Below are 12692 nucleotides of genomic sequence, written 5' to 3' on the forward strand. Positions count from 1 at the left end.
AATTTTGCACGACTACTTAACACCATCGATTACCCTTATGGATATTGTCACAAATCAGAAAGATTTGAGGCTTTAAAGTTAGGTCACTGTAGCGAAAGAGTTAGTGTGATCAGCGGTTGGTGGCGTGGTTCCACTATCGCGCCAATGGTGTTTGAGGGGTACTGTAATACAGAGTTGGTGTGTGAGTGGATAGAACAATTGCTATTACCCGAACTACTACCCGGTCAAATTATCATCATTGATAACGCCAGTTTTCATCCCAAAGAGAGAATCAAAAAATTGTTAGCTAAAGCGGGATGTGAAGTGCTATTTTTACCCGCCTATTCTCCAGATATCAACAAAATTGAAAAGTTCTGGGCTAGATTGAAAAACTATGTTATAGCAAAGAGCGGGATAGTTAGGACATAATAGAGAAAAAGAAATGAGGAGAAGCTTTCATGGCAGCACCCTATAGTGATGATTTAAGACAGAAAGCAGTGAGTGCCGTAGAGCGAGGGGAGAAAAAAAGCCATGTCTGTCGCACCCTCAATATTAGTCGTAATACATTAGACCTATGGCTGAAACGGAAGAAACAAACTGGGACGGTGGCCGCTAAAACTAACTATCGTCGAGGGCCGAAGCCCAAAATTGACGATTTAGAAGCCTTTCAAAAGTTGGCCGAACAATATGGGCATTTGACCCAAGAAAAAATGGCGCAAAAATGGGCTAACCCAGTCAGTAGGATGAGAATTGGTCAAGCGCTCAAAAGAATTGGATTTACTAGAAAAAAAGGCTCTTCGTTACTCTTTATGCTAAATCAACAGACAAGATGCCAAGATAACATACTTCTAACCCAAAAATTCCGAAAGTTTCTAAAGCCATAGCCTCGCCGTTTTATTAGTTTAAGTTTATTGTTGATTCCCTCGACTAATCCATTCGTTGTTCTTCGCTCGAAATAACTAATGATTTCTCCAAACCAGTTTCGGATTGTTTGACAACTCTTGGTAAAAACAATGGAGGATTTTGCCAACCATTCCGAGATAGATAGCAGTCCTTCTGTCGGATTCTCTGAGGTTTCATAAATCTTTCTGAATTCTTCCTTTAATTCCGGCATCTTTTTCAAATTTGGCCAATTTTCTTTGATAGCTTCTCGTTTAATTTTTTGGGGTTCCGTTCAATCTTCTTCATTTTTTAATAGGCTATATTTACTTCGCTTTAAAACTTCTAGCTTCGCTTCTTTTTCCGCTTTCTGTTTTTTATTTTTCTGCGCTTCTACGGCTCTTTTTTCTGCTCTTCTCTGTTCGTCTAACTCTTGATTAATTTGTTTCATTACATGGAATCTATCGGCGACTAATTCAACCGATGACATCAATTCTTTCACCAAATTTTTATAGGGCAACCAAAGGTCTATGCTCACTTCTTCAATTGGCTCTAACACCTCTTTTCCCCAGCCTGTAAGCGTTTTTCTCAACTCCTCTTGTGTTCGCTTCTCTAGAATAGCTATTAGTTTTCCCGTATCTAAATTTACTAAAACTGCACAGTAATTTTTTTGTCCCTTCACTAGAGCGATTTCATCAATTCCTAGTCTTTTTAATTCCGATAAATCTGGCTCGGTAATTTCTTCAGCGATGTCCTCTAGCATTCTTTGAATCTCTTCTTCCGTTACGTCATTTCTTCGGCTAACATTTAAAATATCTCCTGATTTTAATTGTTCAAGTATATTCTCGGCTAGTCTTTTCGTATAGGTTCGTTTACTGGCGACAAAATCTAACTCTTCGCTAAAGGGCTTCTGACAATTATCGCACTTAAATTGACGACGATTAACTTGTAGGTACACTGGTTGGCCTGAGAGCGGTAAATCTTTGACTAAATGTCGATGATTTTGGTGTAGTTTATCGCTCTCTAACCCACAACGAGGACAGATTGCTTTTTTCTTTTTCGATTCGATTCGTCAAACTATACCGACATTTTCTAGGTGTCGATAGCCTTGAATAGAGGTTCCTTCTAGGTTCAAAAATTTGTCAAGTATCATAAGTAAAATACTCTGGTTTTTGGCTATTATATTAAATCTTAACTCAATTGTCTATCTTTTGGTATTAACCTGTTTGTGTCTAAAATTTCTCCCTGTATAGATTTCAGCTATTTTTGAGCGTAAGCACTATCATCGAATTTTATTTTAAGTTAATTATTTGCATAACAATTACCGAAGAGCCGTAAAAAAAAACTTATGGCTACAGAGAAAGAGATGAAGAAGCCCGAAAAGAGTTTCTCCAAAAAATCAGAGGTTATGCCCCGGAAAGATTTGTCTATATTGATGAAGCTGGAATAGATAACACCATCGATTATCCTTATGGATATTGTCACAAATCAGAAAGATTTGAGGCTTTAAAGTTAGGTCACTGTAGCGAACGAGTTAGTGTGATCAGCGGTTGGTGGCGTGGTTCCACGATCGCGCCAATGGTGTTTGAGGGGTACTGTAATACAGAGTTGGTGTGTGAGTGGATAGAACAATTGCTATTACCCGAACTACTACCCGGTCAAATTATCATCATTGATAACGCCAGTTTTCATCCCAAAGAGAGAATCAAAAAATTGTTAGCTAAAGCGGGATGTGAAGTGCTATTTTTACCCGCCTATTCTCCAGACCTCAACAAAATTGAAAAGTTCTGGGCTAGATTGAAAAACTATGTTAGTCAGATTATCAATGATAGTGAAAACCTTGTGGATGCTGTGAGTAAAGCCTTCAGGCATCTGTCCTAACTAACTCGTTCTATGCCATATTACCCGAACTACTACCCGGTCAAATTATCATCATTGATAACGCCAGTTTTCATCCCAAAGAGAGAATCAAAAAATTGTTAGCTAAAGCGGGATGTGAAGTGCTATTTTTACACGCCTATTCTCCAGACCTCAACAAAATTGAAAAGTTCTGGGCTAGATTGAAAAACTATGTTAGTCAGATTATCAATGATAGTGAAAACCTTGTGGATGCTGTGAGTAAAGCCTTCAGGTATCTGTCCTAACTAACTCGTTCTATGCCATATTACCCGAACTACTACCCGGTCAAATTATCATCATTGATAACGCCAGTTTTCATCCCAAAGAGAGAATCAAAAAATTGTTAGCTAAAGCGGGATGTGAAGTGCTATTTTTACCCGCCTATTCTCCAGACCTCAACAAAATTGAAAAGTTCTGGGCTAGATTGAAAAACTATGTTAGTCAGATTATCAATGATAGTGAAAACCTTGTGGATGCTGTGAGTAAAGCCTTCAGGCATCTGTCCTAACTAACTCGTTCTATGCCATAGTCAGATTATCAATGATAGTGAAAACCTTGTGGATGCTGTGAGTAAAGCCTTCAGGCATCTGTCCTAACTAACTCGTTCTATGCCATATGTCCTAACTATCCCGCTCTTTGCTATAGCTTAGCCTGCATTATTCATGAGAGTAGGGTAAAAAACCCTGAAACCACTACCAGATATAAGTTACAGCGACTTGATCTCAACAACAGTCTGTTTTGTCTCTCCGTCACTGGGCTTTCAGGAGAGAAAATAATGGTTAAAAAAGCAGAAAAAAGGGGACAAAAAACTCTATAATGTTAGGGACAGTAAGAGTTAAAATTTTCGTTGATCATGACTGAGTTTTCTTCTCAAATTTCGCTAAACTTCTTTACCAAAAAACCTTTAGAAGCCAAGTTCTCTAGCCTTGATTTGAGTTCAGATGCGGGGGTACTTCTGGTTAGACAAGCAGAAGAACAACTGAAAATTTGTGAAGGATTAGCAGATTGTTTGGAGGATAATCGAGAGCCAGGTAAAGTAAAACATTCTCTACATCAGTTAATTAGTCAACGAGTCTATCAAATAGCATCGGGCTATGAAGATAGCAACGACAGTAACTATTTGCGTGATGATCCTATTTTTAAGATTGCTTGCGATAAAGTTCCGCTTCCAGGAGAAGAATTATTAGCTAGTCAGCCAACGATGAGTCGATGGGAGAATCAGGTAACAAACAGAGAAATCAAAGGAATGCGTCGCTTTTTTGTTGACCAATTCCTCAAAAGTTATTCACAACAACCAGAAGAAATATTGCTAGATATAGATGGCTGGGATGCTTTGACTCATGGGCATCAGCAACTAAGCTTATTTCATGGTTATTATGGACACTATATTTACTTTCCCGTATTAATTAATGAAGCTGCGAGCGGTTACCCGTTAGTTCTACAACTTCGAGCGGGAAATTCTCCCCCAGGTAAAGGGGTAGCGGGGATACTAAGATGGCTATTTTGGCGGTTAAGAAAAGCGATGCCAGGAGTAAGAATTATTTTACGAGGAGATGCGGGCTTCTCCTTGCCTGAAATCTTGAAAGTTTGCGAACGCAGTGAAGTTAAATATGCGTTTGGTTATAGTAGTAATGCAGTCTTGAAACAAAAAATTAGTTATCTTCTGGATCAAGCAAGATTACAATATCATCGCACGGGAGAAAAAGCCCGATTATTTGATGATGTTTATTATGCGGCGGGGACTTGGAAAGAGCCACGACGCTGACTGACGGACACAAGTGGGTCAAAACCTGACAAGACAAGGGTTGCCAAAAAGAAAAATATCTGGGTAGATAGGGAAAAAGCAAGAATCCCTACAAGATGAAAACCGAGAACAGAATCTTCTCCCAAGTTTATTCCTATCTAGAACAAGGAAGCCGATTTGTGGATAAAAGACATTTAACCGTCCTCAGTTGGATGGTGACAGCCCTACTCAGTAGTCAAAGTCTCAATCAAGCCAGATGGGAACCCTTTGTACAAAGCAGAGCCGAACAAGCCAATAGTTATCAGAGACGGTGGAATCGCTTTTGCCAGAATGGAAGAGTAGCGGTGGAAAAGATATACATCCCCTTAATATTGAAAGCCATCGAGACTTGGAAGGAGAAGGGGGAAAGACTTTATCTAGCAATAGATACCACTCTGTTGTGGAATCAATACTGCTTTGTCTATCTAGCGGTGGTCTGCGGGGGGAGAGCCGTCCCCTTGATGTGGATGGGATTAGAACATGGTAGTGCCAGCCTAGCTTTTGAGAAATACGAACCCTTGTTGGACAGAGCCAAAGGCTATCTTCAGGGCTTTGAGAATGTCATGCTGTTAGCCGACCGAGGCTTTGCCAATCAGCAATTAATTCAATGGCTCAGGAAAAATACTTGGCATTGGTGTCTTCGCTTACCTTGCGATACCCTCATTTACGGTGTTCGCCGTCGGGGTTTTGGCTATGAGGTCAGAGAACTCTATCCTCCCAAACGGCAAGCCTGCTTTTATCGCAACGTTCAAGTCTGGCAGGAGGCTAGAATCACTGCTCATCTTGCTTTAGCCTCTGTTCCAGGGGTTAAGGATAATTGGGCAATTCTGAGCCATGAACCTCCTACCCTTGACACCTTCTGGCAGTATGGTCTTCGTTTTCCCATTGAACATCTCTTTCTCGACAGTAAATCGGGCGTTTTTGACTGGGAACATTCTCGTGTTCGCTCTGCTGCTTGTTTAGAACGTCTCTATCTCATTGTTGCCATTTCTATTCTCTTTGCTACTTTAACTGGCATGGCGGTTCAACAATCTGGCTCTCGCCGTCAGGTTGATGCTCATTTTCGGCGTGGTTTGAGTTATTTGAAAATTGGTTTACGTTGGCTGGCGGGAGTTGTTCATAAGGCGCGTCCCTTCTTGCGACTTGACCACTTATTTTCTGTTGACCCTTTTCCCTGTTTTGCTTCTCGCAAAGCTCGTCAGGATTATTATGGCAAAATTACCTTTTCTTTTATTCAGGAGTTTGAGGCTTTCACATAACAGTACTTGTCTTTGTATTGAAAAATGTGTCCGTCAGTCAGGCCACGACGAGTAGTAATGAAGGCAGAATGGCTAGAAAAAGGGGCTAACCCCAGATTTATCGTTACCAATTTACTCACAGATGCCCAAGAACTCTAGGATGATTTTTATGTCCAAAGAGGAGCTAGTTCGGAGCATAGAATTAAAGAATTAAAACTAGGAATCAAAGCTGACAGACTCAGTTGTCAAAAATTTATTGTCAATCAGTTTCGTCTGTTTTTATCTCAAGCTGCTTATATTTTGCTGCTGGGGATTCGGCAAGCAGCACAGGGGACAAGATTGGCAAAGGCGACAGTTTCTCGTTTAAAAGAAACTCTTATTAAAACTGCGGCAAAAGTTAGTGTTTCGGTCAGAAAAGTATTAGTTGAGTTAGCAGCTCATTGTCCATTTGCTTATGAAATTAGTCTAATTTCACAGCGACTTTCTAGTGGAGTTCAATTAATTTTTTTTTAAAGCCAAGCCTTCCTAGTATTATTGTATCTAAATGACAGTTTTAGTCGCTTTTTCAGGCTTTAATTGTTAATTTTGTGCGGTTGATTAAGGATTTTTACTTACTTATTTAAACCCCAAAAAAACTGGATGTAAATCCAGTTTTTCGGGTTCCTTGTTTTTTGGTTCATGAATAATGCAGGTTAGCTGGTTAAATGTAGCCGAAACTGAACTAAGCGTCTTATCGAGGCAATGTTTAGATAGAAGGATTTCTAGCAAGGAAGAACTGAAAAGGGAGATAGAAACATGGCAAAAAGAACGTAATCAGACTGCATCTACAGTAATATGGACGTTTACGACCAGCGATGCCAGGGTCAAGCTGAAACATCTTTATCCTGTGTTTGAGGAGGAGGAATCGGGAGAATCTATTGCACCAAATTAGCTGAAACAGTCCACTACAATTGAATAGGTAGCTAAGGCCATCTCAATTCTCCTACCCGTTTCTAATTGCAGTTTTTCTAATCCACAACCACTTTTTAAAACAAAATGATAGCGTTCTATCAACCAGCGATAACTATACCAGCGCACGCAGGTTATCGCCGATTCAAAGCTACTAATGTTCAGGCTAGTTAAGAGGAGCCAACTGATAGGATTAACTCCAGGATGAGGATTTTCTTCTTCAGCTAAAATTACCTGTAATTTGACCGGTTGACGAGGGTTCGCTTTCGAGTGATGCTTAGGTACTTGTATTTCAAAACTGGCCAATCTAACTGTTAGTTTAGCTAGTCTAGCCTCGTGATTAGGATTGCGTTTTACTTGCACATCTAGGCTACCACAGGCTTTTATTTCTCTGATGGATTGATGTAAATATTTAGTCTCTGGATGCCCTGAGCTTTGCTTATCTTCGAGATAGTTAACTTTTCGTTTATGAGTTCCTCGGATTAATAAATGAGAGTTAGGACTTCTTGATTGGGCAAATAAATCAAATATGTCTGCCTCACAATCTCCGATTGTTACTACTTGAATTTCTTCGGGTATTTGTTGTTGTGTTTCTGATAAGGAATCTAACCATCTTTGACTTTCTTTTTCTTGGGTTTCTCTTTTTTTGCGTTGCTTGGCAATCCCTAAATTCTTTTCTTCTCTTGCCCAGACATATTGATTAATCAGTCCTAAAGGTATTCCTTGCGGTGACACTCCTAATGTGGTATGAACTTTGAGACCAAAGGATTTTTTATAATCTAGATAACCCATTCCTTTTTTGGCTTTTTGTGTCGTAAAGTCTAAACTTGTTGTGTCTTGAACTGCCAAAACTATTGGATGTTCTTTGATTCTTTCTACTGTACTTTTGGCTTGGGCGGCAATTAGATCTGAGGGGTGAAAATAGGGGGAATTCCAAAAGTCGTAGGTGGCACTCGCTGCGGCTAGATTTCCCGAAGCTTGTGGCACGCTTGTACTAGGTTGCCCAGCCAAGTTTTCTACAATACTGATTAACCTTTTCTTTCTTCTGGTGTCCCCTAGGTCTGCATATTGTAATTCTTGGGCTGCCCATTTCTCCATTTTTTTGCTTACCTCCACCTTGATTCCTTCTTTCAAAACTATACCTATCAATCGTTTCCCCTTTTTTTAAGTTTCTTCTCTTTTTGTTAAGAAAGATCCGACTAATGGATAGCTTTTTAAGGGGGGCAGGGGGGATCGAGAGTAAAATTTATCTTCTATTTAAGTTAGAACGACTTACTTATTCGGGATTAACCCACATTAACGTCTGGCCAAATTCTACCGGTTCACCGTTAGCGACGGCGATTTCGACGATTTGCCCGGCTACTTCCGCTTCGATTTCGTTCATCAACTTCATCGCTTCGATGATACAAACCGTTTGTCCGACACGAATCCGATCGTTTTTTTCCACGAAAGACGGTTCATCGGGAGCAGCAGCGCGATAAAAAGTGCCGACCATGGGAGAGGTAATCGCCAGCCATTTTTTATCAACAGCGGCCGCCGCGGGTTCGGGAGTGGGGGTTTCTGGGACTGGGGTGGAACCGGCGGCTATCACTGGAGCGGCGACGGTGGCCGTCACCAACGGCAAGGGAGCGGCGAGAGGCCCAAGGGCAGTATTAACGGTTCCTTTGCGGATATTTAGCTCTAAATCTGCACTTTTCAGGCTAAATTCACTGATATCCGTTGCTGCCAATGTTTTGATCAGTTCTCGAATTTCGTTGTAATCAATAGTCACCGCTCTGAAATCCCCTCGCAAATAAAAAGCAACAAATCCAAATTCGCACCCACCAAACTGTCGATTTTTCGCATCTAGCGGCTAAGTTTTGGGAAACAGGCTCATAAAACTGGGTTTAGTCCTAAACCCGTCCCTAAAAGCTCATTTCTGGGCTTCTGATCACAATTATTCCCGTCCCAGATAGGAACCATCCCGGGTATCCACTTTAATCCTTTCACCGATGGAAATAAACAGGGGAACCATCACCTGCGCTCCCGTTTCTACGATCGCCGGTTTGGTGCCACCGGTGGCCGTATCTCCCTTGACTCCTGGATCCGTATCGGTGATTTCCAAGATTACCGAGGTGGGCAATTCCACCTCTAACACTTGCTCATTCCAAAAGAGAATATTGACTTCCATTCCTTCTTTCAGATACTTGGCTCGATCGCCCATTTGTGCCGGGGTTAGAGTTGCTTCCTCAAAAGTCTCCATGTCCATGAAGACAAACTGATCGCCTTCTTTGTAGGTGTGCTGCATGGTGCGCTTTTCGATCGTGGCTGAGGGCAAGGTTTCCCCCGCCCGGAACGTCCGTTCTACCACGTTGCCGGTCTGGACATTTTTTAACTTGGTTCGCACGAAGGCCGATCCCTTACCCGGTTTGACGTGCAGGAATTCTACCACCCGCCAGACAGAGCCATCTATCTCGATGGTTGTGCCACTCCGAAAGTCGTTACTCGAAATCATGAAATGCTGTTTAGGCCAAGAAAGATCAACATTCCATTTTACATACTTCCTGTACCCAAAAAAACTTTTTTCCCGCCCGTACAGCTAAGGGGTAGGTGGCAGGAGGGGCAAGCCAGGTATTGCCGAGGGTTACGGACGAAGAACCCAAAACGAGTATATTCAGTTTCTGCATATAGCATTAGGCTCTCTTAGAGAACTAGATACACAGCTAATCATCGCTAAAAAAGTTAAATTAGCTACTCCTGAACTATTTGACCCAGTTTTAGAATAATTCGATAGGATGCCAGGGATTTTAGTCTCTACTATTCAAAAGTTAAAGTCTTGATTTCTCTTCCTACCCCCTGCCCTGCCTGCTGCCTCTCTCTGTGCGGGGATTTCAGACTTAACGGGAAAAGTAAGGTCAGTAGTCAGTAGTCAGTAGTCAGTAGTCAGGAGTCAGGAGAATTAAGAATGAATAATGAGCAATTAAATGCTCTATTTAGGGATTTTAGGCAATTTTATGCCTATTTTTCTCATTTTTGCCCTCTCAAAAATTAATTATGCAAGAGGTTTAAGGAAAAAAGATTGCAGATGCTCATGACCTCAAAAGAAGAGCAAGCGTTAGCGGAATAGGCCGCTCTTATTGCAATTATAGCGGTTTTCACAGAAGTGAGTCCCGATTGAAACGCTGAAAGGCCTATCTATCAAGGGATTTACTATACCTTATTAGACTGAAAACCGCTATAACAATATCGGAAGTTATAGCGTTTTTCAGTCTGCTGAGGTACAAAAGTTATGGGTTTTAGGCACTCATGCAAGAGGCACTCATGCAAAAGGGAAGAACGCTAAAACCGAGGGTCTTCACCTGACATTTATGATAAAATCAGGGGACTGACTGACATCTGATTACTGATATAACCATGACGGGTGTGGACTTACAGCAATTATTACTAGAAAAATGGGGTCGTTCCTACGATATCCAGCTGCGACGCATCAAAGATAAGGTTCATGTCCAGATAATGTGGAAATATCTCGAACAAGCCTCTTTTCCTCTCTCCGAGTCTGAATATCTGCAACATCTCAATGCGATCGCTAATTATCTCCACGAATGGGGTGGTGTTAGTCAATTTCAAGCTTTTATCCGCGAAACCCGTGAGCGTCCCCGTCTCGGTAAAGCGGTTAGTTTGCCCCTAGATCTAGGTGAAAGGGCATCGGAATGGCTGATCAGCGATCAGTGATCAATTTGAGATCAGGCAGGGGGGGAGATTCAGATAATCTCTAGCTACAAAAAAAAGGCGCTAAGTCTCACCTTAACGCTTGTTTTTTCCATTGTTTTTGAATGACAGCGACTAGCTCTTGCGACGAGCGAAAGCACCAGCACCAGCAACGGCTAAGATACCGAGAATAGCAGAAGGTTCGGGGACGGCTACAGGGACAGGTACATCGGTTTTTGTGAGATCTAAAGTATATGTTCCCGTCACGGCCCCGGGAAGACCCACTAATTGGAAGGCGATGGTGAAACCTCCCAGAACATTGAGGACAGAAGGCTCAGTAAAAGTCGCAGGACCGCTTACAGTATAAACAGTCTGGAAAAGACCAGCGCCAATAGATACGTTTGTGCCGATAGCACTGGTAGGAGTGACATTAGCGGTTACAAGACCAGGACCGGTCGTTATGGTAGTAAAACCAGGTGCAGGATCAGGAGGGGGAGAAAAGATGAATGCCCCTCCAGAACCAGTGCCGTTTAATGTAAAAGGGCCAGGAAGGGTAACGTTAGCAGCTGTCACCCCCGTAAATTGACCAGTCCCGCCTGTTACGCTGGTGACGCTTGTGGGAGTAAGGACTGGGTTCAAGGTTCCCCACGGACTGATGGTTGCATCCCCGGTGATGGTTAAAGTGCTTAAAGTAACCGCCTGAGCAGCGCCGGCAAAGCTGAAAGCGGCAACACTGCCAGCGATGGCAAGAGCACCGGTGGTTAGTTGTCTAGAGATGTTTGCAATCATTTCGGGTTGTAGTTTATTTTTTAGTGCGAAGCACGAAGAATTGTTCTATACCTCTACATAATTTATAACTTCAGCTAGCTCAAAATATTCTAAAGATTTTATAAAAATTGATCGATACAGATTTTCTGATAAAAATGCTCAAGACTGTTCTCCATTCCCCCTTCCGGGAGCATCTCACTTGTGCAGCAAGTATTAATGCTTATGTCAGTCAAAAACTAGAAAATATTGAACTTGATCAAAAAGAGAAATGGGATGATAATAGTTATCACTTACGATTCAGAATCTATCTCGATGGCAGGAACAATCCAATGGGATCAGAGTTATCAGAAAATGAAAAAAGAATTCAAGAGTTATCCCGAGAGTTAGGAGCGTGTCTCTAGGAGCAATCCCAAATTAAGAAATTTAATAACTTGGGAGAAATAGAGGAGACTGTCAGAGATTTAATGATTCAGTCTGTTAACCTAGGAATTGGTATTTTTTTATCAAAACAATTCCAGAAGAAACCGCTGGTCGGACGAGAAAAGTTAAAAGTATTTTGGGTGAATTACCAATTACAGAAAAACAAGTAAATAAGTTAAAATTAAAGCCGAGAACTCAGATGATTAATATTTTAGAGAAAAACTGCTTGCTCTTAAGTGGTGATGAATAGAGATGAAAAATCGGCGAAGAAAGTCGAATCATTAACAGGCATTGCTGTTTCACACAGTCCACAAAAACGCCTTGTTTATCGCTACCATTTTGAAGAATTACCATCTAACACAGAAGTGGAGGAAATGAGTATAGACGGGGGTAAGGTACGACTGAGAACGCCCAAGGGAAAAGCCTTAATTTGGCGTGATTATAAAGGGGTGAGTTTCCCTAAATTGGGAGTGGCTGCCTTTTTTCAGGATAACTCAGGCTGATTAGATTTGGTTAATTCTCAACATCTAGCCAAACATGAAAGTTTGTTGAGGAGATGGACATGATGGTATCTGGAATTTATTCCGTGAAATCCGCGAGGAACAGGAAAGGATTGAAATTTTGGACTGGTATCATTTAATCGAAAACCTCTATAAAGTTGGCGGTTCATTCCAGCGAATTGAGGAGGTAAAATGTTTTCTCAAAGAAGGGTGAAGTGGATGCTGCTATCTCTTGTTTTGAAGGATGGTCAGAGCCTCAAGTTGAGAATTTTATTACTTATTTGAACAAGCATAAACATCGAATTGTCAATTATGGTTATTTTCAAGAAGAGGGGATTTCCATTGGTTCTGGCTCCGGGTCATCTCAAGTGAAACAAATTGGTTTTCGTGTTAAAATTGCCGGTGCAAGTTGGAATTCAGGCAATGTACCGCAAGTCCTTCGTCCTCGCTGTGCCTATCTGAATGGTTCTCTTTTTTAACTTTTTTCTTGACCTCACCTTTGCATTTATGCTTATGGCAAAGGTGAGATGCTCCCCTCCCTTCCCCCTTCTCCCATTCCCCCACTTCCCCACTTCCCCCCGCAACGGCTCG

The 12692-nt window shown here is 41.6% G+C and carries 11 protein-coding genes and 6 pseudogenes; 12 read left to right on the forward strand and 5 right to left on the reverse strand.

Going from position 1 to position 12692, the window contains the following annotated elements; genetic code table 11:
• Positions 1-24: 24 nt before the first annotated feature.
• Both RAM70_RS20685 and RAM70_RS20690 read left to right on the forward strand, forming a co-directional pair.
• On the forward strand, positions 25-408 hold the full coding sequence (locus RAM70_RS20685; RefSeq protein WP_312675792.1) for a transposase: 384 nt from the start codon (positions 25-27) through the stop codon (positions 406-408).
• 29 nt (positions 409-437) lie between these two features.
• Positions 438-863 carry an IS630 transposase-related protein gene (locus RAM70_RS20690; RefSeq protein ID WP_312672158.1) on the forward strand — a complete coding sequence of 142 codons (426 nt, stop codon included), beginning with the start codon at positions 438-440 and terminating at the stop codon, positions 861-863.
• Here the strand turns inward: RAM70_RS20690 and RAM70_RS20695 are convergent.
• Positions 797-2011: pseudogene (locus tag RAM70_RS20695) on the reverse strand (ISL3 family transposase). The gene RAM70_RS20690 and the pseudogene RAM70_RS20695 overlap by 67 nt on opposite strands.
• Positions 2012-2256: 245 nt before the next feature.
• On the opposite strand from RAM70_RS20695, the gene RAM70_RS20700 reads away from it, so the two are divergent.
• From RAM70_RS20700 to RAM70_RS20730, 7 genes and pseudogenes are all read left to right on the forward strand, one after another.
• The gene (locus RAM70_RS20700) at positions 2257-2739 is read left to right on the forward strand and encodes an IS630 family transposase (protein WP_235614858.1); all 483 of its coding nucleotides are present in this window, start codon (positions 2257-2259) and stop codon (positions 2737-2739) included.
• Positions 2740-2783: 44 nt separating this feature from the next.
• Entirely contained in the window at positions 2784-3002 is a 219-nt protein-coding gene (locus RAM70_RS20705) for a transposase (RefSeq protein WP_376750922.1), read from the forward strand.
• Positions 3003-3049: 47 nt separating this feature from the next.
• On the forward strand, positions 3050-3265 hold the full coding sequence (locus RAM70_RS20710) for a transposase (protein ID WP_376750905.1): 216 nt from the start codon (positions 3050-3052) through the stop codon (positions 3263-3265).
• Positions 3266-3610: 345 nt separating this feature from the next.
• Positions 3611-4519, forward strand: a pseudogene (locus tag RAM70_RS20715) (IS1380 family transposase); the annotation flags it as partial.
• 98 nt (positions 4520-4617) lie between these two features.
• Positions 4618-5799 (forward strand): transposase, encoded by a 1182-nt coding sequence (locus RAM70_RS20720; protein WP_045358595.1) that lies wholly within the window; start codon positions 4618-4620, stop codon positions 5797-5799.
• 42 nt (positions 5800-5841) lie between these two features.
• Positions 5842-6291 (forward strand): annotated as a pseudogene (locus tag RAM70_RS20725) (transposase); the annotation flags it as partial.
• A gap of 181 nt (positions 6292-6472) precedes the next feature.
• A pseudogene (locus RAM70_RS20730) lies at positions 6473-6709 on the forward strand (IS630-like element ISMae25 family transposase); the annotation flags it as partial.
• A gap of 14 nt (positions 6710-6723) precedes the next feature.
• On the opposite strand, the pseudogene RAM70_RS20735 reads toward RAM70_RS20730, so the two are convergent.
• The 3 genes and pseudogenes from RAM70_RS20735 to efp form a co-directional block, all read right to left on the reverse strand.
• A pseudogene (locus RAM70_RS20735) lies at positions 6724-7824 on the reverse strand (IS4 family transposase); the annotation flags it as partial.
• A 178-nt stretch (positions 7825-8002) separates the two neighbouring features.
• Positions 8003-8497 carry an acetyl-CoA carboxylase biotin carboxyl carrier protein gene (accB, locus tag RAM70_RS20740; RefSeq protein WP_045358697.1) on the reverse strand — a complete coding sequence of 165 codons (495 nt, stop codon included), beginning with the start codon at positions 8495-8497 and terminating at the stop codon, positions 8003-8005.
• 165 nt (positions 8498-8662) lie between these two features.
• Complete coding sequence (efp, locus tag RAM70_RS20745) at positions 8663-9220, reverse strand: elongation factor P (RefSeq protein WP_002788532.1); 558 nt, start codon at positions 9218-9220, stop codon at positions 8663-8665.
• A gap of 118 nt (positions 9221-9338) precedes the next feature.
• Here efp and RAM70_RS20750 point away from each other — a divergent pair, with 118 nt between their 5' ends.
• Both RAM70_RS20750 and RAM70_RS20755 read left to right on the forward strand, forming a co-directional pair.
• Positions 9339-9491, forward strand: a complete 153-nt coding sequence (locus tag RAM70_RS20750; RefSeq protein ID WP_080754263.1) for a four helix bundle protein — start codon at positions 9339-9341, stop codon at positions 9489-9491.
• Between the two features lie 628 nt (positions 9492-10119).
• Positions 10120-10437: a DUF3067 family protein gene (locus RAM70_RS20755; protein ID WP_045358689.1), complete on the forward strand. Its 318-nt coding sequence runs from the start codon at positions 10120-10122 to the stop codon at positions 10435-10437.
• Between the two features lie 111 nt (positions 10438-10548).
• Here RAM70_RS20755 and RAM70_RS20760 read toward each other — a convergent pair whose 3' ends face one another.
• A complete protein-coding gene (locus RAM70_RS20760; protein ID WP_190381552.1) occupies positions 10549-11202 on the reverse strand; it encodes a PEP-CTERM sorting domain-containing protein in 654 nt (217 codons plus the stop codon).
• Between the two features lie 308 nt (positions 11203-11510).
• Here RAM70_RS20760 and RAM70_RS20765 point away from each other — a divergent pair.
• Positions 11511-12580: pseudogene (locus tag RAM70_RS20765) on the forward strand (ISKra4 family transposase).
• Positions 12581-12692: the final 112 nt, after the last annotated feature.

It is taken from the genome of Microcystis wesenbergii NRERC-220 (assembly GCF_032027425.1).
GTDB classification, from domain to species: domain Bacteria; phylum Cyanobacteriota; class Cyanobacteriia; order Cyanobacteriales; family Microcystaceae; genus Microcystis; species Microcystis wesenbergii_A.